This is a genomic window from Streptococcus anginosus (assembly GCF_001697145.1).
Taxonomy (GTDB): Bacteria; Bacillota; Bacilli; order Lactobacillales; family Streptococcaceae; genus Streptococcus; species Streptococcus hominis.
In genome coordinates this window covers 351,569-376,386 of sequence record NZ_CP012719.1, presented here as the reverse complement: position 1 = coordinate 376,386, position 24,818 = coordinate 351,569, and the positions used below count along the sequence as shown (strand labels likewise).

The window sequence follows — 24,818 nt, the reverse complement described above, 5'->3', positions numbered from 1 at the left end:
AACGCTGTGCTTTGAGCAATTAGCTACTGCGTCTGTAATGCTAACGATATAAACAAAGAAAGCTGAGCACTTTTGTCTCAGCTTATTTATTTTAGCTTCATTTACTCAACTTTTCAGAATTTCCAGCTTCCTCAATCGCCTTTTTAAGAGCGTTCCAACCTAAGGTTGAGCATTTGATGCGTTGAGGGAACTTAGCAACACCAGCTAAAAAAGCTGCGTCTCCTAGCTCCTGTTGCTGCTTATCTTCCTTACCTTGAACCATTTGTGAGAAAATTTCTGCCAAAGCTAGCGCTTCTTCCTTCGTCCTCCCTAGGACTACATCCGTCATCATACTGGCTGAAGCTGTAGAAATACTGCAGCCAGAATTCACAAAGGCAATATCTTCAATCACGCCCTGCTCATCAAATTGAACCGACAAGCTGATGACATCACCGCACGTAGGATTGTTGAGACTAACTTGTTCTACGCCCTCCAATCGACCTTGATGATGAGGGTGAGCTGAATGGTCCGTCACAACTGCTTTATAAAGGCTATTTAGTTTAGAAAGTGCCATTGAAAAACTCCTTTGTTTTCTGCAAAGCTTCAAAAAGCTTATCACAATCGGCTTTGGTATTATACAGATAAAAGCTAGCCCGAACAGTTGCTGCTACTCCTAGGTAACTCAACAAAGGTTGAGCACAGTGATGTCCGGCCCGTACAGCCACGCCTTCATAATCCAGAGCTGTTGCTACATCATGAGGGTGAAGCCCAGCTAGATTAAAAGAAATAACACCTGACCGCTGAGCCAAATCCTCCGAACCATAAATGGTGAGACCCTCAACAGCTTGTAATTTGGGAAAGACATAAGCCAGCAATTCTTGCTCATATTGGTGAACAGTTTCCATTCCAATCTTGTCCAGATAGTCAATGGCGGCAGCTAGACCTATAGCACCAGCTATATTGGGTGTGCCTGCTTCAAACTTCCAAGGCAACTCTTTCCATGTCGCTTCTTGTTCATAGACAAAATCAATCATTTCCCCACCAAATTCGACAGCCGACATTCGCTCAAGTAGCTCTTCTTTGCCATAGAGAACACCGATACCAGTCGGACCTAGCATCTTGTGACCTGAAAATGCAAAGAAATCAACGTCCAAATCTTGTACATCAATCTTCATGTGAGGAACTGATTGAGCTCCGTCCACCACTAAAAGAGCATTTGCCTGGTGCACCAACTCTGCTATTTCTTTTATGGGATTCACCACACCTAGTACATTAGAAACATGCGCCAAAGCAACAAATCGCGTCTTTTCAGTCAATTTCGACCGAAAGTCAGCGAGATCTAACATACCGTCTTTCAGATAAGCATAAATCAATCTAGCACCTGTTTTCTTACAGGCTTCCTGCCAAGGAATGATATTGGAATGGTGCTCCATAACGGAAATCAGCACTTCGTCGCCTGGCTGCAAGACACTTTCGGCATAACGCGCCACCCAATTAAGCCCAGTCGTCGTTCCTCTCGTAAAGAGAACTTCTTTCGTTGAAGCGGCATGGATAAAGGAGCACACTCGTTCCCGCGCAGCTTCATAAGCTGCCGTTGCCCGTTCTGCTAGTGTGTGAACACCACGATGAACATTGGCATTGTCTTTCTCGTAATAAGCTGCAATCGCCTCTAATACCTGCGTAGGCTTTTGGGTTGTAGCCGCATTGTCCAAATAAACCAAGGGCTCATCATTGACGATTTGATCCAAAATTGGAAAATCCCTCTGAAGGATTTCTACATCAAGTTTAGACATTTCTTTTCCTATCTTTTATTTCTTAGCCAAAATTTCATCAATATTTTCAATCATCTCAGCACGGACTTCTTTAACTGGAATTTTAACGATAACAGAACCTAAGAATCCACGCACAACCAATCGTTCTGCAGTTGCCTTATCCAGTCCCCGACTCATGAGATAGTACATATCTTCTGGATCTACCTGACCGATAGAAGCCGCATGCCCTGCTGTCACATCATTTTCATCAATCAAAAGAATAGGATTGGCATCTGAACGTGCTTGGTCAGATAGCATCAGTACTCGACTTTCCTGTTGAGCATCTGCTCCCTTAGCTCCCTTAATAATGTGTCCAATACCATTGAAGGTCAAAGTTCCCTTTTCCAAAATAACTCCATGTTGGAGGATATTTCCGATTGAATTGCAACCGTAGTTGGTGACGCGACTGTCAATCCCTTGTATCTGTCTACCACGAGAGAGAGCCACCACTTTCATATCCGCATGACTGCCACGACCAAACAAATCACTGTCAAAATCAGCAATCACATTGCCTTCATTCATGACCCCGATTGCCCAGTCAATCATTGAATCATCGTCCAACTTACCCCGACGACTGATATAAGCTGTGACATTTTCACCCAATCGATCAATAGCTGAAAACTTAATCTGTGATCCTGCTTGGGCAATGACTTCCACCGTGATATTAGCAGTCACGGGAACAGTCCCAGAACCATAGGTCTCCAGACACTCTAAATAGGTAAACTTGGAGTGTTTCCCTGCAATAATTAGAATGTGCTTGTTAAATGGCACATCGCTCTCACTGTCTTGGTAAAAAATGCCTTCAATGGGCTGATTGATTTCAACATTATCCGGGATATATAGCACCGCTCCACCATTGAAATAAGCTGTATGATAAGCAGCAAGCTTATCTTCGTCATATTTGACAGAAGACATAAAATGTTTCTCAATAATTTCTGGAATTTCCTCAAGAGCAGAATAAAAGTCTGTGAAGATGACACCCTGCTCCGCCAAGTCAGCCGGCAATTGCTCTAAAACAGTCTGCGTTCCAATCTGAACTAATTTCAAATGATTATTCAGTGCTGTAAAATCAGGCACATTTGCAAGAGCCTCACTTTCTGACAGCGTGCCGTCTCCCAAGTTCCAACGATGAAATTTCACACGCTCAATAATCGGTAACTTCAACTCTTCTATTTTATCAAAAGCAGCTTGACGAAGATTCGCCAACCACTCAGGCTCCGCATGCATTTGTGAAAAATGTTTAATAGTTTCTTTTGTCATTTCATTCTCCTATCTTTTTCAAGCAAAAAGAAGGGGTAACTAAACTTCTTCTTGGTAATCAAAACCAAGTTCTTCAGCCAATTTGGCATAACCTTCCTGCTCCAAACGAACAGCTAATTCCGAACCACCAGAAGCAACTACACGCCCATCCATCATGATATGGACCACATCAGGCGTAATATAATTCAACAGACGTTGATAGTGCGTAATAATCATAGCACCAAAATGTTCACCACGCATAGCATTGACGCCCTTAGACACCACTTTCAGTGCATCAATATCTAGTCCAGAGTCAATTTCGTCCAGTAACGCAAAGGTTGGTTCCAACATCAACAACTGCAAGATTTCATTACGTTTCTTTTCACCACCAGAAAAACCTTCATTCAGATAACGTTCTGCCATTTCCTCTTTCATATTGAGCAATTCCATTTTTTCATCCAATTTCATGATAAAATCACGGATAGAGATTTTTTCATCATCTTCTTTACCTGCATTCATGGCTGCACGCAAAAATTCTGCATTGGTAATACCTGGAATTTCACTTGGGTACTGCATAGCAAGAAAAAGCCCCATGCGAGCTCGTTCGTCCACATCCAGTTCTAAAATATTGACACCGTCAAAGAGAACTTCTCCTTTGGTTACCTCGTAATTTGGATTCCCCATAATCGCTGCTGATAAGGTGGATTTCCCTGTCCCATTTGGACCCATAATGGCGGCAATTTCTCCTGTTTTAAGAGTCAGATTGACTCCCTTTAAGATTTTCTTTCCTTCAATTTCTACATGGAGGTCTTTGATTTCTAACACAGACATGGCAAACTTTCCTTTCTTTGTAACCATTCATTTACCTTATAAGTATAGCAAAAAAAAGCCAAAAAGGCTTTTATTTTGTTTAAGTGCGAGTCTACTTCTTTTTTCTATTTCTGAACTTTGTTCGGATTTCTTCCCGATAAGCAGAATTTCCGATAAAACGAAGGATATTGAGTAGCGGTGTTCGATTTGGCCCCAGAACACCAATTAGTTCTACCAAAAGTTCCACTCCAAAAAGTAGTCCAATAATTAACAGTATCCCACCGATACGGCTCGAAACATTTAGCAAAAGAGAAATCATGGCAAAAATCATAGAAATGCCATAAATAACCAAGACTGTCCCACGATGTGTTAAGCCCAAGGATAACAGCCGATGATGAAGATGTCGCTTATCTGGTGTGTAAAACTTTTGCCCAGATAAAGTTCTACGGACAATCGCTAAAAAGGTATCTGTAATCGGCACACCCAGAATAATCATCGGAGTAATCACAGCGACAGCTGTCGCATTCTTCAAACCTTGAAGTGATAAAACCGCAATCATAAAACCGATAAACAGTGCTCCTGTATCTCCTAGATAAATAATAGCTGGATGATAATTATAAGGGAAAAATCCTGCAATAGACATGACCAAGACGAAAATAGTTAAGGTTAGAAAAACATTGTGATCTGGCAAGAAAAAGTAGGAAACAATCCCCATTGTCACCAGCGAAATAATGGATACACCACTCACTAATCCGTCCAACCCGTCAATCAAATTAACAGCATTGGTAATCGAAATAATCCAGATAACGGTTAAGATGAAAGACAACCAAGGAGCAAAGTGCAGCAGCGGCCCACCAAAAGGAATTTTAAAATGATTCAAACGGAAATCCGTCAATAGCCAAATCAAACTGGCAGCTAACACAATTCCTGACATCTTGGCTAAGGGCTTCAACTCTTTTACATCGTCAATCAATCCTGTCAGAGCAATGATTCCGCCTCCTAAAACAACAGGCCAAATATAATCAAAATAACTTTTTCCATGAAAGGTCGCCTGTACAATCATCGGCATAAAAACAAGCGTAGCAACCGAAAAAGCAATGACAATAGCTAAACCGCCGCTGCTTGGCATCGGCTTTTTGTTGATTCTTCGTGCATTTGGATAATCAACCGCACCTATCTTAAATGCTAATAGACGCACCAAAGGTGTGAGAATCACACCAATGAAAAAGGTTCCAAGCAACACCAAAATGAATTTTAAAGGGAAGGGAATCATAAGCATTTAACCTTTTTAAGACTGGCAACTGCCTCGTTGACAAGCAATAAATAACCATGCTCTTGTAAAACAGCTCTTGTCACATCTGTGTCTTCTGCATGTTCACGCATAGAAGCCAGAAGCCAAGCTGGATAACGCTTAGGATGTCCTTCAATATCAACCAAGATTGTTAAATAATAGTAACCATCCATTTTGTACAACTCCGAAGTGTTAACAGCATAGTCTACTGTTTTAGAAAAGACAATCGCTTCTTTCAGGCTGGAAAATTTCAAAATGTAATAGATATATTTTTGCGTTAGCTCGTCACTATTTTCCTCTTGTTCTTCCATATCAGAAGTGCTTGTGTTATCGTCTGCTTCCGCCGTTTCCAAAGAACGAACAGCCTCCATATCGTCTTTACTTTTCTCAAAAATATTTTTTTCTAATGTCTTTAGAAATTCATCAGGAGACATTTGAGACAGCTCTTCTACATCTGGTAAATCTGCCAAATCATCAAAATTCAGATTCTTATCAATCTTAGACTTGGTGACAAACACATCCAGTCGGTCTGGTTTAGGAGTTACACGAAAACTGAGCATACCGCTATCCAAAAAACTCTCTGGCATTTCCAACTCATCTAAAATTGCATAGAAAAACTCTTCTGTCTTTTCTTGCGGAACAAGAAAATCTGCCATCTCCATTCCACGTTCTTCTAAATCTTCTAATTTTATTGTGATTTTAATCGTTGTATCACTAATTTGCTTCATTTCCATAGCATTACCTCATACTTCTAGTCTTTTTATTATACTAAAATTTCGGATTTTTTACAAAAAATAGACAACCTCATTTTCTTTTACCAATAAAAAACTCAACAAAAACTGTTGAGTTTTGAATACTTAAAAAATAGCTTTAAAGATTCCGTACACGATAAGCAAAACACCGAGCCCGATACGATATTTCCCAAAGATCGTAAAGTCGTGCTTTTTCACATAATCCGTCAAGAAACGAATCACATAGAGACTGACCCCAAATGCAACGCCCATTGCTACAAGCAGCAAGAAGAATTGCCCAAATCCAAGTGTGTTTCCTTTGATGATAAACTTCAAAATCTTCCAAGCACTTGCACCAAACATAACAGGAATCCCTAAGAAGAAGGTGAACTCTGTCACCACGGAACGACTAGTACCATTTAAAAGCCCCCCTACAATCGTTGCTCCAGAGCGACTAGTACCAGGAAAGAGTGACAATACTTGAAATAACCCAATGTAGAGAGCAGTTTTATAAGGCAATCGATCTAAGCTGGTAATTGTCGGTTCTACGTTTTTATTGCGTTTTTCTAACAAAATAAAGGCAACACCATAAATTATTAACATACAAGCAACAGAAATGAAGTTATAAAAATGAGCATCAAACCAATCATCCAAAGGTAAGCCAATAATGGCAGCAGGTGCAGCCGCAACCACTACTTTTGCCCACAATTGCCATGTTTTTTGCACTTCACGCGCCGTCTTTCCCGACTTAAATGGATTTAATTTATCAAAATAAATCACTACAACCGCCAAAATCGCTCCTAATTGGATAACGACATTGAACATTTCCATAAAGGCAGCATTCTGATTTTTATACTTGATAAACTCCTGTATCAAAATCAAGTGACCTGTGCTAGAAATAGGCAACCACTCTGTAATTCCTTCCACAATCCCAAAGATGATGGATTTTAAAATTTCAATGATAAACATTTTCTTCTCCTAAGGTTGATTTGTTTCATTATAGCATAATTTCAAGTGAGAGAATAGAGGCACTTTTTAAAAAGCACCTCCTCCTCCGCCTCCGCCACCACCAGAGAAGCCGCCACCGCTACTGCCACTTGATGAAACAGAGAAACTGCTAGCCGAATTAGCTGCTGCCCCATAGCCAACAAAAGCATGTGAGCTCGCATGGAAATCATACACCATATCCTGATAAACAAAAGCATTCATCGATGGATTATCAATTGTGATTTTGCGTAGTTTCATGGTCTTGGTCACCTTATCTGCACAATTAAACATAGCAGCATAAACCAATAATCTGTTCCACAAAATCACTCCCTCTACTTCTGTATCCTTTAAATGAGCAATCTCATGCAGCATATTAGCAAAACTCTTCCAGTAATAATAGTTTTCTGCCCCTTCTTCATTTAAAACGCCATCACGCTTCACCATTTTGCATTTTCTCAAAAGGTAATACAGCATTCCGCCAGCAATGAAGAAGCTAACTACAAATTGATAAAATACGAGTCCATACTCCAAGAAAATCCAAGCTAAGATGCCAAGAGAAGCAAACACAATAAGATTCATAAGGAGCATTGAAAGATATAAACACAAGAGCTCCTTTTTAGCAACAGGGCGATAATTATTTGGTAATTGCTCACGCTCAATAATTTCATGTATATTTTCTGTAATAAGTTTTAAATAGCATTTTAATAGTTGTCTCACTCTGTTGCCTGCGCTACGAACAGCTTTCTCGCCACTATTATATATCTTATCGTCAATTTTAAAATCTGAAAATAAATTTTTCACAAGCAACTGCTTGTTGTTTCCCATAGCCATTTTTAAAAATTCTTTTTCAAAATCAGCTAAACCCTTATCTGTCACTCTTTGTAATTTTGGCTGTTTCGTATCATCTGTAAAAACAAGATTACCTCGATCAATCAAATCTAATAAAGTAGCTTGGACAAGATTTTCAAATTTCAGAGATGTAGCTTGTCGCTCAGTCGGATCCAATTCTGTCAAATCTACTGAATAAACATTTGAAGCAATGACCATTGGTGGTAAATCTTGCGGTATTTCATACAAACGAGCATGCTTAGGAAACGTTACACGGGATTTTGTTCTAAGATGAAAAATAATGTAAAAAGCCAAACTAATTAGGCCAACCAATACCAAAGCAAGTGGTAAGTCCCAGTCTACTAATCTCTGGTATTTTTTTGTACTGGTGGCAACTTCCTTTTCAACTTGACGAAACTCTTGCAACCGATTGCGTTTTGTAACAGCTAAACTATTTTCAGGAACAGTTACTAGCGATCGATCCCAATATGCATGAAATTCTAAATTTCTATTTTTAGCAATACTAGCGACACGGATCAGATAGCTATCTCCCTCTCGTGTCACTTGAGCTGGCTTCATAAAATAACCCGTGTGAGCATACAATTCAGTCTGTTGTGAAGTAGCTGGAGGAGTAATCCGAAATTCTACATTATTTAATTTTTTATCCCAATCACTGATTGGAATCCAGTGTAATTCTACAATATCATTGTAGACAAACAACATATTCTTCAACTTCCAAGTAACCGTAATGGTTACACGGTCTCCTTTATTACCGGCATTATAAATTTTATATTTATAACCACCCGCAATGTATTCCTGAACAGCAGTAATATCCGTTTTTGGTTGTCCATTTCTTAAAGCTAGAATCGTCGGCTTTCCTTCCACATCAAAGCCCAGAGGAACTTTACCAGATGTCCCCAAAGTAATGATTTGTCCTCTGTAGCCGCTTGAGAAATGGTAATTGACTGTTTCAACAAATGTCGCTGTATTATCAGAATGAATCTGTAAATTGCCTTTATAGGATTCAATATCGTAACTCACTGCCAAAACTCGCTGGCTAATGAACAAACACGAGAAAAAAATCACCACACTCCAAAAGAACTTTTTCATCTGACAACCTCCTTTTACTGGTTAGATTTATTATACCATTTTTTCAAGTAAGGGTTTACCCAATATTGAAAAGCATTGCTTTTTTCGATATAATACAAGGAACCTATTTTAAAATTAGGAGAATAATATGAAGAAAATTTGCTTATCTCTATTTACATTTTTTCTGTTCAGTCTAGGATTTGTAAATACCGTTCATGCCGATGAATATTTACGTATCGGAATGGAGGCAGCTTACGCTCCGTTCAACTGGACGCAGGACGATGACAAAAACGGCGCAGTCAAAATCGAAGGTACCAATCAATATGCCAACGGTTATGATGTCCAAATTGCAAAACAAGTCGCAAAAGAATTAGGCAAAAAACCGTTAGTGGTCAAAACGTCTTGGAATGGTTTGATTCCTGCTTTAACATCAGGAAAATTGGACATGATTATAGCAGGTATGAGCCCAACTGCCGAGCGGAAAAAAGAAATTGCTTTTTCAAATAGCTACTATACTAGTGAGCCAGTGCTACTTGTCAAAAAAGATAGTGCCTACGCCAATGCAAAAACCTTAAATGACTTCAAAGGGGCAAAAATCACGTCCCAGCAAGGTGTCTATCTTTATAATCTAATTTCACAATTGACTGGTGCTAAGCAAGAAACTGCAATGGGAGACTTTGCTCAAATGCGCCAAGCACTTGAGTCAGGAGTGATAGACGGTTACATTTCTGAGCGCCCTGAAGCCCTCACTGCAGAAGCTGCGAACTCAAAATTTAAAATGATTCAGTTCAAAAAAGGTTTTGAAGTGAATCAAGAAGACGCTACCATTGCAATTGGAATGCGCAAAAACGACAATCGTATAGAGCAAGTTAATGCTGCTATCGCTAAAATCAGTGCCAAAGACCAAATCGCTTTAATGGATAAGATGATTCGAAATCAGCCTGTTGAGACAGACTCTAGCCAAGATAAGACAAGTTTCTTTGGACAAGTGACAAAGATTCTAAAAGATAACTGGCCCCAATTTCTGCGTGGAGCTGGTTTAACTCTTCTCATTTCCATTACTGGCACAATTGCAGGACTCATCATTGGACTCTTAATCGGTGTCTATCGCACAGCTCCTACTGCCAAAAATAAAGTTCTAGCGATGTTACAAACCTTATTCAGCTGGTTCTTGAATATCTATATTGAAATTTTCCGTGGAACACCTATGATTGTTCAATCGATGGTTATTTACTACGGTACAGCACAAGCTTTTGGGGTTTCTATTGATCGGACAATCGCTGCTATCTTTATTGTTTCAATCAACACCGGCGCTTATATGAGTGAAATTGTCCGCGGAGGAATTTTCGCCGTTGACAAAGGACAATTTGAAGCCGCAACCGCTCTAGGAATGACACATAATCAAACCATGCGCAAAGTTGTTCTTCCACAAGTCGTACGCAATATTCTACCTGCTACAGGGAATGAATTTGTCATCAACATTAAAGATACTTCTGTACTGAATGTTATCTCCGTTGTTGAACTTTATTTCTCAGGAAATACTATTGCCACCCAAACTTACCAATATTTCCAAACCTTTACGATTATTGCCGTTATCTACTTTGTCCTAACATTTACTGTCACTCGCATTCTCCGCTATGTAGAACGCCGTTTTGATACAGATGATTACACAACGGGCGCTAATCAAATGCAAACGAAAGGAGTAAAGGCATGAGCGATACCATTTTAGAAATCAATCATCTTAAAAAATCCTACGGACAAAATGAAGTCTTAAAAGACATTTCTCTCACTGTCCACTCCGGCGAAGTCATTTCTATCATCGGAAGCTCTGGTAGTGGAAAATCTACTTTCTTACGCTCTATCAATCTCCTTGAAGAGCCAAGTGGAGGAGAAATCCTTTATCGTGGTGAAAATGTACTAGAAGAAAACTATAACCTCACTCATTACCGTGAAAAACTCGGTATGGTGTTCCAAAGCTTTAACCTTTTTGAAAACCTTAATGTTCTTGAAAATACCATTGTCGCACAAACAACTGTTCTCAAGCGAGAACGAGCAGAGGCCGAAAAAATCGCCAAAGAAAATCTTGAAAAAGTTGGCATGGGGCAACCTTACTGGCAAGCAAAGCCAAAACAACTTTCTGGCGGACAAAAGCAACGGGTTGCTATTGCACGCGCCTTATCCATGAACCCAGATGCCATTTTATTTGACGAACCAACATCAGCCCTTGACCCTGAAATGGTCGGCGAAGTGCTGAAAATCATGAAAGACCTTGCTCAAGAAGGCTTAACCATGATTGTTGTCACGCACGAAATGGAGTTTGCGCGTGATGTCTCCAATCGTGTCATTTTCATGGACAAAGGCATCATTGCTGAAGAAGGCAAACCTGAAGACATTTTTACTCACCCTAAGAAAGAACGCACAAAAGAATTTTTACAACGTTACTTACGATAATCTACAACCGACGAGACTAGTACACACTTCTAGTCTCTTCTTTATTGTCTCAAACTCTATAATTTTCTCTCCAAAATCTTTAGGAACTCAATTGAAAAACTAATTTTTATTCAAACAAAACAGAATGTTTGAATACACATTCATTAGAACATTTTCTTGTGAAAAATAAAACTCTAATTTTTAAGAATATTTTTTAAAATAGATTGTATTGTAGAAAGCAATTTATCATTTTTTTGTAAAAATATTCATTCTAAAGAATCAGTCATCTATCAAATAAATAAACTTTATATTTTATAATTATTTGTTATTTCCATATAAAATCATACTATTTTACAATCGCAAACAAAAAAAACAGGCTGATAGCCTGCTAAAAATACAACGATTAGTTTTCAAACTTTTCGTGGTTTTTATCGTAAAAATCAATCAATCCTAGAGCGGTTTCAAATGAAATATTTTTCACTTTAGCACGTCCTTGAGCAAGGGCAATGATAGACATTTCACGAGCGTTCGTTTCTTTACTGATGCGATAACCCGTGATTTTCTTATCACGAACCCAGCTAACAACTGATTCTACTTTTTCAAAGTTAGATTTAGCCATTTCCTTCTCCTATTTTATTATTTCTAACTAAATATTGTAAAGGTTTTTGTTTGTTTTGTCAACGGAAAAGGATGCCTATTTTGATGAATAAAGCAATTCAGAATATTCTTTATTTAGCTTTAAGTGCTGATAATATTTGTGTTCGGATACTTTCCACTCCGTCAGGATTTGCTGGTAGGAAAATTGTATTATTTCCCTTATTGTCTGCAAAATTATTCAACGTGTCAAGGTATTGGTTGGTTAAAAGAATGGACATGATTTGTTCTTCCTTCAATTCAACATTCGCACCTTTCAGCTCTTTGATAGAATCTGCCAAACCATCCACAATCGCTTTCCGTTGCTCTGCAATCCCTACCCCATGAAGGCGGTCTTTTTCCGCTTCTGCTTCTGCGGCAGTTACAATTTTAATTTTATCAGCTTCAGCCAATTCTTGAGCAGCAACACGTTTCCGTTGAGCAGCGTTAATCTCGTTCATTGATTGCTTGACTTCTGCGTCTGGCTCAACCTTGGTAATTAAGGTTTTTACGATGATATAACCGTAAGTAGACATTTCTTCTGCTACCTGTTTTTGTACTTCAAGTGCAATTTCATCTTTTTTTTCAAACAATTCATCCAATGTCAATTTAGGAACAGATGAGCGCAAAGCATCTTCAATATAAGATTTGATTTGAGCTTCTGGACGAATCAATTTATAGTAAGCATCTGTTACGTTATTTTCATTAACACGGTATTGTGTAGCAACATTCATCATGACAAATACATTATCTTGTGTCTTCGTTTCAACCACAATCTCACTTTGCAAGAGGCGCAATTGCACACGCGCTGCGATATGATCAATACCAAATGGCAAACGCAAATGAATTCCACTATTACTTAACTTTTGATATTTCCCAAAACGTTCTATAATCGCTACAGACTGTTGACGAACGACATACAACGAGCTAAAAAGAATGAGAAACAGCACGACAATAATAATTGGCACTATTAAAAATAGCATAATATGAAACTCCTATCTTCTTTTTCAAAATTATAGCATACTTATAAGAGTTTATCAAACAAAAGCGATAAAAACTAGTTAAATCACTATGTTAAATTTCTCTTCAATATCTCACAATATCTAGTTTATATCCAACCATTTTCTTGCGCAATTCGAACCGCTTCCAATCGATTTTCCGCTGCTAATTTCGTTAGAATGCTTGACATATAATTACGAACGGTACCATTTGACAGATAAAGCTTTTGAGCGATTTCTTTGCTAGATAGACCTCTTGCTGCCGCTTGCAAAACCAAAATTTCTTGATTGGACAAGGGATTTTTACTTGTCATCATGACTTCCATCAACTCAGGAGAATATTCTTTTTTTCCGTCTAACACAGTATGAATCGTTTTCATAAGGTCGGCTATACTGCGTTCTTTTAAGACATAAGCATCTACATCTGCTTTAATCGCTCGCTCAAAGTAACCAGGACGTTTAAATGTGGTGACAATAACGACTTTGACAGTTGGCTGCTTCTCCTTGACCCATTCCAACACATCTAAACCTGTCTGCTTAGGCATTTCCACATCTAAAATAGCCACATCTATCTTTTGAGATTGCAGCAGATTCATTGCTTCCTGCCCATTAGAAGCCTGATGAACCGTTTCCACGTCTGATTGCAGTTCTAGCAATTGACACAAAGCATCCCGTAGCATGCTTTGATCTTCGGCTACTAACAATTTCATTTGTATCCCTCCATTGGTAAGTTTATTCGAATCTTAGTTGGCTGTTTACAGCTTAAAATCTCTACTTGTCCAGACAATGATTCTACACGCTCCCGAATAGAATGCAACTCTTTTCCTGTGGCAATTTTGAAACCTTTCCCATTATCCTCAACATCTGCTATTAACCTATTTTTTTCAGAATACAGATGAATTTGGCAACTGCTTGCTTGAGCATGCTTGATGATATTCGTTGCTAATTCTAGTAAAACCATACTTAAACTTGATTGAATATTCGGTGCGATGCTAGCAATATTGAGTTGATACTGTACTTGTACCCGAATCCCACTCATTTCCAGCATAGCCTGAATAGTCACTAACTCCTCATCCAAGGTTCGTGTTTTTAGATTATCAATAATCCGTCGCACATCTGCCATAGACTGCTTGCTAATCTCATGCACTTCCTGCAATTCTTTACCAGCTTTCTCATAGGCTTTCATTTGAAGAAACTGTTGTGCTAATTCTGTCTTAACACTGAGCATAGCAAATGTATGTCCTAGACTATCATGTAGGTCTCGTCCAATACGATTGCGCTCATTTTCAGCTAGAAACAGATTGAGTTGAGCATTCTGCTTTCTTTTTTCCTCCTGAAGCAATTCAGCCACCTGCATGCGATACAATCCGAATGTGAGTAAATCCACAAAGATAAAGGTCACAAGCAAAAATATCAGATAGGATAAATCACTCGGATTTTTCAGAAAAATAGAAAACAGAATGATTGGCTGTAAGGTAAAAAAGGTCCAAAAGCGCCAAGATTTAAATGGAATTTCATTAAAGTGATAGATTAGTAGATTTGATAGATAAAAGATGTACCAAACAAAACTTGGATTTAACCAAATAGAACTATAAAAAATGTAGGCAATCATTATCCACCAAGACAACCACTGGTGAAACGGATGATTATCGAGTAGAAGATTGTAATAAGCTCCGATAAAAAATGCTGTCCACAACAAGAGCAAAAGCGAGTAGTCCCCACCGATGACCCCCGCTATTGGAAAGACAATAAAAACTAAAGCAATATGAAACAGATAGTGAATATTTTTTAGTTTTTTCCACATGAATTTATTTTACCTCAATCCGTTTTTTGAGTTGAAGAACCACTAGGCTGACACCGACTGTGTAAACCAGAACAATCAGTGCTGCAATGGCATTAAACTCGCGATGTTCCAAATAAGAAGATACAATCTGCATGAGTTGATAACTAGGAGTCAACTTACCGATTGGTTGGAGCCATTTTGGAAACATGGTCAAAGGAAACCAAAGACCACCCAGGACTGCCAAAGCCATATAGGCAATATTCCCCACAACAGACATAAGCTGAGCGCTGGGAAGCAAACTCACTAGTACTCCCATAGCAATGAAAACCAAACTTCCAAATAAAATAATTAGGGCGATGATTAACCAATCCATTGCAGGAAGATTGACTCCACGAACGAAATGTCCAACAGAAAATACAACGACTATGGAAAGAAGGAAAGTCAGTAAAGCACTGAAAAGTTTGGATATATAATATTCTACCATAGAAACAGGTGAGTGTTGAAGCATTTTTTGCCAATTATTAGTTTTATCAGACTGCAAGGTGCTTGGAATACTAAAGAAAGCACTGGACATAATACTAAAAACTGTCATAGAAAAGAGATAGGTTTGGAGTACAAGTGTAGGGGTGGCACTCCCAGACATCATACCTGAGAAAATCAGATAAAAGACACTAGGCAATCCAATAGATAATAGATAATAAGCCGCTTGGCGCTTCATTAAAATCAATTCAACCTTCATTAAACTTCTCATATTTTTCATGATACATCTCCTTTTACTCTTGCGTTGTCTCAAAAATACTATCCAATAGTGTCCGGTTGCGCACTTCTACTTCCTCAATCGTACAACCATTCTCTACCAAGACTTGCCACACTTGACCAGCCTTTCTAGTTGCAAAGGAGAGAGCATTTTGCTTGATTTCAATTTCGGTCACTTCAGGTAACCTTTCCAAAATAGCTTGGTAAGAAAGCGGAATAGTAAAGTGTTTTTCTTGTTCTTCGCTGCGCATAGCGTAAGGCGTCGTATCACGAATCAATTCACCCTTATGCAAAACCAAAATCCGATCTGCTGTATGCTCTACTTCCTCAATATAGTGAGAAGAGTAAATAATGGTCACACCCTTTTGCTTCAATTCATCCACAATTTCCCAAAAATGCTGCCGAGTGGAAGTATCCATAGCAGAAGTCGGCTCATCTAAAAAGAGAATTTTAGGTCGGCCAATAAGAGCTAAAATAAAAGAAAACAACCGTTTTTGCCCACCAGATAATTTGCTGGCTAGCTGATCTTTTTGCTTATCCGTAAATGTCAAAAGGGCATCAACTTCTTGATTAGTTAAACTACGTGGGTAAATACTTTGAAAAAAGTTCAGTAGTTCTTTTACCTTCAAATCTGCCACAACTGTATTTTCTTGTGGTAAAATGGCAACAATCTGCTTTAATTGCTCATCTGTTGGCTTTAATCCTCGAACACTAGCCTGCCCACTTGTAAGAAATTTATCGCCTAGCAAACAATCCATGAGCGTGGTTTTCCCAGCTCCATTTGGACCAATCAACGCCACACATTCTCCCTCGTTAATAGTAAAAGAGATATCTTTCAAAATTTCTTTCCCACGAATCTTTTTAGATAAACGGTTCACCTCAATCAGCTTCATCTTTTTCTCCTCATTATTTTTATTGGTGGAAATGCAACACATACAGAAGTCCTAGCAATTGGCTCAGGAAGTTTCTGGTCAACGATTAGATTACCACAAAGTTACTTGCATCAAGAAGAATAAAACAGGTTGTAGACTCGGTTTCTAACTCTACATTTCCTCTTGTTACTTTCATTATATCTCAACTCTTTTATCGCCACTAGATGATTTTGTCATCACTCAACATGACAAATGTCATAAAAAAGACGACTCCATCGAGTCGCCCTTCGCAATAATTCTTCTGTTTTATTCAACACTAAAAAGGTATGGATAAACTGGCTGTCCGCCATTATGTATTTCTACTTCTACATCTTCAAATTTTTCAGTAATATCTTGCGCTAGTTCATTAGCCAAGTCTTCACTACCGTCTTCACCGATATAAATCGTTACAATCTCACTATCTACATCTAGCATTTTGCTAAAAGTTTCATTCAATGTCGTCAACATGTCTGGATTGGAAACAACAATTTTTCCATCCACCATACCAAGGTTATCGTTTTCATGAATTTCAAGACCATCAATCGTTGTATCACGAACAGCTGTCGTCACACTACCACTGACAACATCAGCAAGAACAGCAGTCATACGATCATGGTTGTCTTCAATGGATTTGCTTGGATCAAAAGCTAGCAAGCTAGTCAAACCTTGCGGAATCGTTCTTGTTTCAATCACTGCAGCAGGTTGTTCAATCACTTCCGCCGCTGATTGCGCCGCCATGAAAATATTTTTGTTGTTTGGCAGAATAATGATATGACGAGCATTCACATGTTCAACAGCCTTGATGAAATCTTCTGTTGAAGGATTCATCGTTTGCCCGCCAGAGATGATATAGTCCACACCTTGTGCCTTAAAGATATCTGACAATCCTTCTCCTGCAACAACTGCAATGATAGCATATTCTTTTTCTTCTGTTGGCTGGCTATTTTCACGTTCTTCTTTTTCAACCTGCGCTTCGTGCTGATTGCGCATATTATCTACTTTGACCTTGACAAGGCTTCCGTATTTCAATCCTTCTTGCATGACCAGACCAGGGTCTTCCGTGTGAACATGAACTTTTACGATTTCATCATCGTTTACGACAAGAAGTGAGTCGCCCAGTTCATTCAAATAGTTGCGGAATTCATCATAGTCAAATTCTTTTACATACGTTGGACCTTTTTTCAAAGCGACCATGATTTCCGTACAATAGCCATATTTGATGTCTTCTGTTGCCACATGACTAGCTACCGACTTATGGTGTTCTGCATTGATCATTTCTGTCATAGTTGCAGGCGTTGCTTGAAATTCTTCAGATGCAATGTATTCGCCTGTCAATGCTGACAAAAAGCCTTCATAAATGAAAACAAGACCTTGACCACCAGAGTCCACAACACCAACTTCTTTTAAGACCGGAAGCATGTCTGGTGTTTTAGCAAGAGCCACCTTAGCACTATCAAGGGCTGCTTTCATGACTTCAACAGCATCATTAGTCTCTTCTGCTTTTTTCTTGGCACCAATTGCAGCTCCGCGAGAAACAGTCAAAATCGTTCCTTCAACCGGTTTCATCACAGCTTTGTAGGCTACTTCTACTCCAGATTGAAAAGCAAGGGCTAAATCTTGTCCTGTTAATTCTTCCTTTTCTTTTACACTTTGAGAGAAACCGCGGAAAAGCTGAGACGTGATAACACCCGAATTCCCACGCGCACCCATTAAGAGACCTTTTGCAAAAATTCCAGCTACTTCACCAACAGTAGAAGCAGATTTGTCCGCAACTTCCTTTGCACCATTTTCAATGGTCATTCCCATATTGGTACCTGTGTCACCGTCTGGCACAGGAAAAACATTTAAAGAATTGACATATTCAGCCTGTTTATTCAAACGAGTAGATGCAGACTGCACCATTTCTTGAAATAAACTAGTAGTAATATTTGACACGATTATTCTCCTACAACTTTAATATTTTGGATATAGACATTTACTGTTTCAGCAGTAATTCCAAGCTGATTTTCAAGACTGAATTTCACACGCTCTTGAATATTTTTAGATACTTCGCTAATCTTGGTACCATAGCTCAAAACTGTATAAACATCAACAGCAATGCTACCTTCTTCCGTTGTTTTTACTACAACGCCTTTCGCATAATTTTCTTTGCCCAACAAAGCTTGGAAATTATCTTTAATGGCATTTTTGCTGGCCATTCCGACTACACCAAAAATTTCAGTTGCTGCCCCACCAACAATTGTCGCAATGACATCATCTGTCAGTTCGATTTGACCATCTTTTGTATTGATTTTTACAGTCATAGTTTCTACCTCAAAAGTATTTTATAGTTTATTTTACCATATTTTACGCAGACTGTAAAAGAGAGAGTACATAATTAGAAAGTATTCAGTCAATGTTGGGGGGTTCCTTGTCGTAAAAAAATCTATTTTCTTGTACAAAAAGAAAAAGGACCCCAGAGGTCCGATTCTTCATAAATTAAACACGTTCAACTTTGCCTGATTTAAGGGCACGTGCTGAAGCCCAAACTTTCTTAGGTTTACCATCAACTAAGATTGTCACCTTTTGAAGATTTGGTTTCACAGTACGTTTTGTTTGGTTCATTGCGTGAGAGCGGTTGTTTCCTGATACAGTTTTACGACCTGTAAAGTAACATACTTTTGCCATTTATACTTGTCCTCCTGATTAGTTTCACGGGCTTTATACCACATACCGTAAAATTTTATCACAATTTTTAAGATTTTGCAAGACTATTTTCCTTATATTTCAAAATTTAGCAAGGCAGTCCAATCCATCCGTCTTAAATATAGATAATTCCCAAACGACCGAAAGATACATCTCCCTTTACATAGAGGGTCTTGTCTTTCTCATTGATATTACGGGGATTGGTAACTGTGCCGAAAGCATTGTCTACGTCCAACTCCACACGCCAATTACTAGGCACATATAACGTTGCATTCCCAAAAGATACATCAACATCAAAGGTAGCGGAATCGCCTTTTATCGTGGCATTGTCAAAATAAACTGTGGCATTACCAAAGGTACAATCTAGCGTTTCATAGGTAAAATCTTCCGAATTGATGTAGCGCGTACCACTTCCAAAATTAATATCCCCATTTATAATGCGATGAGCATTTGAACCACGATAAACACCCCAAATTCGTTTTGGTTTGAAAATTAAGCCAATACCAATAGAAGCCAGAATCCCTGCTAAGAAAATCGTTCCAGATGAGATTGGCAAAAAGTGATAGCTACTATTTGCAACGATTAAGGAAATAATGGCTAAAATAATCCCGCCAGATAAATTTCCTCTCCAAAAATTTTCAATTGCAAAGTAAGCAAATCCAAGCACAACAAGCATTGGCCAAAAATTGAAATCAATAAGCGGAATACCAAAATTTCCTTGTAGCAGCACCCAGCCCGCCAATACCAAAAGCCCCACTCCAAACAATGTCTTTCTCATAATATTTACCTCATTTCACTTAATTTTTCTTTTAAAAATTGAAAATAATGCCGAGACACATGCACTTGTTTATGAGTATCATAAAAGCGAATGCTGCTGGTCCCTGAAAAAGACTTTTCCAATGAATAAATTGCTTTAATATTCGTAATCGTTGACTTAGAAATACGACAGAAATAGCGTGGCAAGCATTCTTCCAGCTCATACAATTTCAGCTTTACTTCATAAGCATTTTTTCGAGCATGTGCAAAAATCTTATTTCCCTCTGTCTCAAAAAAGAGAATATCTGCTAAATCAACATAATATTCGCTCGTATCTTTGTAAAAAAGAATAGACGGCTTAGCAACTTCTTCCAGAGAACGCTGAATGCGCTCTATCTGTTCATCAAAGCGAGGTGCCTTAATGACAATTTCTGCTTCTTCCAGATTAGAATCTAGCTCAACTCGAATTTTCATAAACGCTCCCCTCGTTTTTCTTTATTTTATTATAACAATTGGTTCGTGAAATTCAAGTGATTTTCAGTAAGTGGTTCCTTTCGAGACGCAAGTGGTTGTAAAATTTGGATATCCTACTTGTTTTTCATAAGCTGGTCAGATGCGATTAGCTTTTTTTACACAACAATGCTTAACAATAAACAAAAAGCCTTCAATCAATGAAGACCTTCAATGATGCCGATTATAGTCAATCTGACGTTAAATTAAATAAAAATAAAGTTTAAAAAAGGCTTTAAATCAAGGTTTTGTCACATGCTACATAGCATAAAATTTTAATTGGTTGACCAAAAGTTGACCAATTTTTTATTTAACAGTTTTGGACAAACTTTAAAATATCAGCATACGATAATTCAAGAGAAGCTACACCTAGCCTAAGCCTCCTGTAGTAGTTATCAACTGACTATGCAAGGCGACAATTTGGTTTACTGTTAATCGTTTCATTTAGCCAATTCCTTAAAAGCGTCTAGATGACGTGACAAAATAGAATTAGCAACTTCATCAATTGTTGACCGTTCTGCTACTGCTGTTTCTTCTTGCTCAACCTTTATCAAGTTATTATAATCTACTAATACATATTTAGGTTTATTATTCTTCAAGATGACCACTGTACCCTTCCTATCAAGTATACAAGCTACTTTAGAAAAATTTCAGTTGGCTTCTGTAATCGTAATCAAGTTTTCAAGATTAATTTGCATAGAGTTTTCCTCTTTTCTCATATACTAGCATTATTTATTAAAACAAGCAAGTTGACATGCTACGGTTGTTGCCTGCAAAATCCAACTGGATGAATACAATTTTAAAGCATCTTTAGTCATAATGTAAAAACTATTTCTGAATAGGGCAACTTTTTGATGATTAAAAAATTAGTTTTTATATAATTAAAAGACTTCGATTAAATTTTTAAAGCGAAGTCTTTTAAATTATTCTCAAATTAATCTAGCTGTTAAATGAATAAAATTCCCCTTAAGCCAAAGCGGAAGAAAATTCTTTTCTTCTATTTAGGGGTTAGTCTGTACAGACTAACCCCTTTCGCTTAGCTTTGCTAAGCGAACATTTAATTCTTAATACTAAATGTATACTTTTTTAAATTTAGTGGTTCTAGCTCTAAATTTCGCGGCTTCAGGCTGTACAGCCTGAAGCATATGAGCTTCGCTCAGACTCAAAGATTTTATTTTTGAAAAAATAGATTAAGTATTAAGAATTAAATTCTTAATCTATATTATATATACCTAATTCAAATTCACTTGTCAAATAATTTGCTTGTGAAGTTTGCACAAGGTGTTAGAAGGGAGCAAAAAAAAAAAACGAAAACTTAGTTAAATATGTACAAGCCGCTTGTATCTTCTATAATATAGGTGGCTTTTCATGAAAGAATGGGGAATTCGGCACAAGAATTCCCCATTCTTTATTGTATATAAAGCAATGAACTCTATTTCATCTGTTTCATCAAGAGGCTCATAGCCTGAATAACTGCTTCTTGCTGTTCTTTAGTTAACCTTTTAAGGTTTGTGATTAACTCAATAATATCAGGATTTTCATCACTCACGTTAAAGTCAAAAAAGGTCGCAAGATCAGTATCAAGTGCCTTGATAACCTTTTGAAGTGTGTTAACCTTGATATTAGTATTGAGATGCTCTAGTTTATAAGCATAGTTTGTTCCAAGGTCTGCTTTTTCTTCTAGTTCCTCTTGAGTCATCCCTTTTTTCAGCCGCAAATGGCGGATCCGCTTAGCAATAAACATTTGTAAGTCAAATTCTGTCATCTTTTTTCCTCTATATCATCATACAGATAAAATAGAGATTTTGTAACTTCTTTAAAGGTTTAAATATTTATAATCAACTTTACAAAGTTGTCAAAATATGCTACAATTCTTACGTTAAGAAAAAAGCAACCTTTAAAGGAGGGTATAAATTGAAAGCACTCACTAAACAACTCACAAGCGCTACTGCAATTACACTAGCTGCTGCATCTGGTATCGGTGTCGTCCACGCTGATGAAGCAACCGCTTCTACAACTCCGACAACAGAAGTTGCTAAAGAAGCAAAAGCCATTACGAACCAACAAATAGAAGCTGCTAAAGTTGAAAAAGAAACAACCGCTAAAGCTGCTGTTGAAGCAGAAGCTCCTGTTGCAGAAGCAAAACAAAATGTTGCCAAAGCTGAAACGGAAAAAGCAACGGCTAATAACACTGTTGCCAAAGAAGAAGCACATGTCAACGAAGTCGCAAAAGAAAGCGACGCAGAAGATGTGCAAAAAGCACTCGTTGCTGAACAAGAAGCCAAAGCTCAACAAGAAGCTGCTGAACAAGCACAAGCAAAGAAAGCGGCTGAATTAGAAGCTGCAAAAGCTACCGAAGCTGCTAAGAAAGCCGAAGTAGAAAAGAAAACGGCTGAATTGGAACAAACTGCTACTGATGCCAAAGCTCATCCAAAAACCATTACAAAAACTGTCGATCCAACTAAAGATTCAAAATTTGAAGATGCAAATGTTAACAGTTACCGTAAAGCTGACACTCCGAAATCAGAAGCGGAAGGTATTCGTGATATCCAACCAGCCGAAGGTTCAACAGACATCAATGTAAAATTGAATAAACAGCAAACAAAAGAATTAAAAGAATCTGGTGCTGTTAAATCTTACACACCAAACATTCAAAACATTCAACGTTTGATAACAGAATACATCAACAAAGCTCGTAATCTCAATGGAAACAATATTGAAGCTCAACAAAATGAAAACTTAAATGCTGCTGCTAATCTTCGTGCAAAAGAAAATGCAGATCGTGATTTACTAACTCATCAATCTAATCTCAAACCAATGGATTACTTTAACGGAGGAGTAAAAGCACCACAATGGCTCATTGATTGGTACAAAGCACATCAAAATGACCCAACAGCTGACCCTACTGACGCTCTTTATGATGAAGTAGAAACAGAATTCCGTGGCAAGAAAGTTAAGTACAAAAAGCTCAATAAAGAACGCCAAGAAGAGTTACAAAAACTCGGCGCTTTGTGGCAAGGAAACGAAATTGCTTACAACTTTGACATTACCACAGGTACTACAGGTGATTTGAAATTTGGTGAATTTTCAAATCATATGAACATATCTAGTGATGAAGAAATGGCTTATCATATTGTTCAAACCTTCTTAGCAGACGCAGGTGCCACTAACAAACCAATGGGTCACGCAAAAACATTACTTGGTGCTAATGACCTTGCAGGTATTGGTATTAGTTTAAAAGCTGAAAAGCTACCAAATGGACATACCATTTATCATGTTTACATGATTGGTCGTTTTACAGATTCTCATGCTAACCAAAAGAACTATGTATTTCCAAAAACTTTCACCAACATTGACGGCTTCAACGAATTGCACTTGCCAAATAATTTCTCTGATGCTTCTAAGGGTTATCGTCAAGAAAAGGCTAAGATGCTACCAAAAGCAAACATCACTTACTCTTATGACGAAGAAATCGTAGATAATACCGCCCAAGAAGCGCTAGACGCTTACAAAGCTTCTTCTGCTAAAGAATTGCAAACCCTTGCTGAATCTGTTGCAACAGCCCAAGTTGCTAAAGACCAAGCTGACCAAGAATTGGCTAAAGCGAACAATCGCCTAGCAATTACCAGTGCAAACCTTACTGCTGCAAAAGCAAAAGCTGGTGACGCAGCTAACCGCTTGAAACTAGCTCAAGACAAATTGGACTTGGCAAAAGTCGCTCAAAAACAAGCAAAACAAAAACTAGCTGCTGCAAAAGCAACCTTAAAAGAAAAGGAAGCTGATTTGGCTGCTGCTCGTGAAAAGGCTGTTAAAGCAGAGAAAGATTACTTGTCTCTTGTCAACGCCAAAGCAAAACAAGACTTACAAGATAAATACAATGATATTGTTGCTCGCGGCAATCTCCCTGTTCCAGTCTTAAAAGACGGTGTAGTAATTGATTATACAGAAGCAAAAGTTCCAAACGATGCTCCAATCAATGACAAGCCAGAATACAAGCCAAGCCAAGCAGACTTACTAGAAGCAAAGAAAATCGCTATTGAAGAACGCGGACACAAAGCTGTTCCTGTTTACAAAGACGGTGTACTGATTGATTACAACGAAGCCGCTATTCCAAACGATGCTCCAATCAACGACAAGCCAGAATACAAACCGGAACCAGAAAAACCAAAAGATGACAATAAGCCATCTAACCCAAACAAACCTTCTGACAAACCAAAAGACGAATCTAAGAAACCAGAAGAAAACAAACCTTCTGACAAACCAAAAGATGACAAGCCATCCAACCCAAGCAAACCTTCTGACAAAGCAAAAGATGAATCTAAGAAACCAGAAGAAAATAAACCTTCTGAACAACCAAAAGCAGAAAAGAATCAAGTACCTCAGCCAAAAGCAACTGAAACAAAAATTTCTGCACCTTCAGTAAAACAAGAACCTGTTCCTGTTGTTTATGCAAAAGATACAAAAGAAACTCTTCCTCAAACAGGAGAACACAGCTCCCTGTCTATGGCTGTACTTGGTGGAATGCTTGCCTTAACTGGTTTAGGAGTAGCAGGTACAAAGCGGAAAAGAGAAAAATAAATAGAAAAGAAAA

23 protein-coding genes and 1 pseudogene are annotated in these 24,818 nt (G+C 38.1%); 3 read left to right on the top strand and 21 right to left on the bottom strand.

Going from position 1 to position 24,818, the window contains the following annotated elements; all coding sequences use genetic code 11:
- Positions 1 to 97: 97 nt before the first annotated feature.
- The 8 genes from sufU to SanJ4206_RS01850 all read right to left on the bottom strand — a co-directional run bounded on the left by sufU (position 98) and on the right by SanJ4206_RS01850 (position 8,786).
- Entirely contained in the window at positions 98 to 553 is a 456-nt protein-coding gene (gene sufU / locus SanJ4206_RS01885) for a Fe-S cluster assembly sulfur transfer protein SufU (RefSeq protein ID WP_003028438.1), read from the bottom strand.
- The gene (locus tag SanJ4206_RS01880) at positions 540 to 1,772 is read right to left on the bottom strand and encodes a cysteine desulfurase (protein ID WP_003028439.1); all 1,233 of its coding nucleotides are present in this window, start codon (positions 1,770 to 1,772) and stop codon (positions 540 to 542) included. The genes sufU and SanJ4206_RS01880 overlap by 14 nt, the downstream gene beginning before the upstream one ends.
- Before the next feature lie 15 nt (positions 1,773 to 1,787).
- A complete protein-coding gene (gene sufD, locus SanJ4206_RS01875; protein ID WP_003028440.1) occupies positions 1,788 to 3,050 on the bottom strand; it encodes a Fe-S cluster assembly protein SufD in 1,263 nt (420 codons plus the stop codon).
- Positions 3,051 to 3,089: 39 nt separating this feature from the next.
- On the bottom strand, positions 3,090 to 3,860 hold the full coding sequence (gene sufC / locus SanJ4206_RS01870) for a Fe-S cluster assembly ATPase SufC (RefSeq protein ID WP_037582607.1): 771 nt from the start codon (positions 3,858 to 3,860) through the stop codon (positions 3,090 to 3,092).
- A 91-nt stretch (positions 3,861 to 3,951) separates the two neighbouring features.
- Positions 3,952 to 5,118, bottom strand: a complete 1,167-nt coding sequence (locus tag SanJ4206_RS01865; protein WP_157622016.1) for a glycosyltransferase family 4 protein — start codon at positions 5,116 to 5,118, stop codon at positions 3,952 to 3,954.
- Positions 5,109 to 5,864 carry an adaptor protein MecA gene (gene mecA / locus SanJ4206_RS01860; RefSeq protein ID WP_003028444.1) on the bottom strand — a complete coding sequence of 252 codons (756 nt, stop codon included), beginning with the start codon at positions 5,862 to 5,864 and terminating at the stop codon, positions 5,109 to 5,111. Before mecA ends, SanJ4206_RS01865 begins: the two co-directional genes overlap by 10 nt.
- A 123-nt stretch (positions 5,865 to 5,987) precedes the next feature.
- On the bottom strand, positions 5,988 to 6,830 hold the full coding sequence (locus tag SanJ4206_RS01855; RefSeq protein ID WP_003028445.1) for an undecaprenyl-diphosphate phosphatase: 843 nt from the start codon (positions 6,828 to 6,830) through the stop codon (positions 5,988 to 5,990).
- Positions 6,831 to 6,896: 66 nt separating this feature from the next.
- On the bottom strand, positions 6,897 to 8,786 hold the full coding sequence (locus tag SanJ4206_RS01850) for a DUF2207 domain-containing protein (RefSeq protein ID WP_003028446.1): 1,890 nt from the start codon (positions 8,784 to 8,786) through the stop codon (positions 6,897 to 6,899).
- A gap of 127 nt (positions 8,787 to 8,913) precedes the next feature.
- Between SanJ4206_RS01850 and SanJ4206_RS01845 the strand changes: the two genes are divergently transcribed.
- Both SanJ4206_RS01845 and SanJ4206_RS01840 read left to right on the top strand, forming a co-directional pair.
- Positions 8,914 to 10,479 carry an ABC transporter substrate-binding protein/permease gene (locus SanJ4206_RS01845; RefSeq protein ID WP_003028447.1) on the top strand — a complete coding sequence of 522 codons (1,566 nt, stop codon included), beginning with the start codon at positions 8,914 to 8,916 and terminating at the stop codon, positions 10,477 to 10,479.
- A complete protein-coding gene (locus SanJ4206_RS01840) occupies positions 10,476 to 11,216 on the top strand; it encodes an amino acid ABC transporter ATP-binding protein (RefSeq protein WP_003028448.1) in 741 nt (246 codons plus the stop codon). Before SanJ4206_RS01845 ends, SanJ4206_RS01840 begins: the two co-directional genes overlap by 4 nt.
- A 382-nt stretch (positions 11,217 to 11,598) precedes the next feature.
- On the opposite strand, the gene SanJ4206_RS01835 is transcribed toward SanJ4206_RS01840, so the two are convergent.
- The 13 genes and pseudogenes from SanJ4206_RS01835 to SanJ4206_RS01775 all read right to left on the bottom strand — a co-directional run bounded on the left by SanJ4206_RS01835 (position 11,599) and on the right by SanJ4206_RS01775 (position 21,992).
- Entirely contained in the window at positions 11,599 to 11,814 is a 216-nt protein-coding gene (locus SanJ4206_RS01835; protein ID WP_003025899.1) for a capsule biosynthesis transcriptional regulator, read from the bottom strand.
- 109 nt (positions 11,815 to 11,923) lie between these two features.
- The gene (locus SanJ4206_RS01830) at positions 11,924 to 12,811 is read right to left on the bottom strand and encodes an SPFH domain-containing protein (protein WP_003028449.1); all 888 of its coding nucleotides are present in this window, start codon (positions 12,809 to 12,811) and stop codon (positions 11,924 to 11,926) included.
- 125 nt (positions 12,812 to 12,936) lie between these two features.
- On the bottom strand, positions 12,937 to 13,536 hold the full coding sequence (locus tag SanJ4206_RS01825; protein WP_003028450.1) for a response regulator transcription factor: 600 nt from the start codon (positions 13,534 to 13,536) through the stop codon (positions 12,937 to 12,939).
- Positions 13,533 to 14,630 carry a sensor histidine kinase gene (locus SanJ4206_RS01820; RefSeq protein WP_003028451.1) on the bottom strand — a complete coding sequence of 366 codons (1,098 nt, stop codon included), beginning with the start codon at positions 14,628 to 14,630 and terminating at the stop codon, positions 13,533 to 13,535. Before SanJ4206_RS01820 ends, SanJ4206_RS01825 begins: the two co-directional genes overlap by 4 nt.
- Before the next feature lie 4 nt (positions 14,631 to 14,634).
- Positions 14,635 to 15,369, bottom strand: a complete 735-nt coding sequence (locus SanJ4206_RS01815) for an ABC transporter permease (RefSeq protein ID WP_003028452.1) — start codon at positions 15,367 to 15,369, stop codon at positions 14,635 to 14,637.
- Between the two features lie 13 nt (positions 15,370 to 15,382).
- Positions 15,383 to 16,258, bottom strand: a complete 876-nt coding sequence (locus tag SanJ4206_RS01810; RefSeq protein ID WP_022525422.1) for an ABC transporter ATP-binding protein — start codon at positions 16,256 to 16,258, stop codon at positions 15,383 to 15,385.
- A 285-nt stretch (positions 16,259 to 16,543) separates the two neighbouring features.
- The gene (locus SanJ4206_RS01805) at positions 16,544 to 18,211 is read right to left on the bottom strand and encodes a DAK2 domain-containing protein (protein WP_022525423.1); all 1,668 of its coding nucleotides are present in this window, start codon (positions 18,209 to 18,211) and stop codon (positions 16,544 to 16,546) included.
- Between the two features lie 2 nt (positions 18,212 to 18,213).
- The gene (locus SanJ4206_RS01800; protein WP_003025907.1) at positions 18,214 to 18,579 is read right to left on the bottom strand and encodes an Asp23/Gls24 family envelope stress response protein; all 366 of its coding nucleotides are present in this window, start codon (positions 18,577 to 18,579) and stop codon (positions 18,214 to 18,216) included.
- 175 nt (positions 18,580 to 18,754) lie between these two features.
- Positions 18,755 to 18,943, bottom strand: coding sequence for a 50S ribosomal protein L28 (gene rpmB, locus SanJ4206_RS01795; RefSeq protein ID WP_003025909.1), 189 nt, complete (start codon positions 18,941 to 18,943; stop codon positions 18,755 to 18,757).
- 133 nt (positions 18,944 to 19,076) lie between these two features.
- Entirely contained in the window at positions 19,077 to 19,739 is a 663-nt protein-coding gene (locus tag SanJ4206_RS01790; protein ID WP_003028457.1) for a LiaF transmembrane domain-containing protein, read from the bottom strand.
- Between the two features lie 5 nt (positions 19,740 to 19,744).
- Positions 19,745 to 20,191, bottom strand: a complete 447-nt coding sequence (locus tag SanJ4206_RS01785) for a LytTR family DNA-binding domain-containing protein (RefSeq protein ID WP_003028459.1) — start codon at positions 20,189 to 20,191, stop codon at positions 19,745 to 19,747.
- A 476-nt stretch (positions 20,192 to 20,667) separates the two neighbouring features.
- Positions 20,668 to 20,925 (bottom strand): annotated as a pseudogene (locus SanJ4206_RS01780) (type II toxin-antitoxin system Phd/YefM family antitoxin).
- Between the two features lie 734 nt (positions 20,926 to 21,659).
- The gene (locus tag SanJ4206_RS01775; protein WP_106382567.1) at positions 21,660 to 21,992 is read right to left on the bottom strand and encodes a helix-turn-helix domain-containing protein; all 333 of its coding nucleotides are present in this window, start codon (positions 21,990 to 21,992) and stop codon (positions 21,660 to 21,662) included.
- A 149-nt stretch (positions 21,993 to 22,141) separates the two neighbouring features.
- Here SanJ4206_RS01775 and SanJ4206_RS01770 point away from each other — a divergent pair, with 149 nt between their 5' ends.
- Positions 22,142 to 24,805: an LPXTG cell wall anchor domain-containing protein gene (locus SanJ4206_RS01770; protein WP_157622015.1), complete on the top strand. Its 2,664-nt coding sequence runs from the start codon at positions 22,142 to 22,144 to the stop codon at positions 24,803 to 24,805.
- The last annotated feature ends 13 nt before the right edge of the window (positions 24,806 to 24,818 follow it).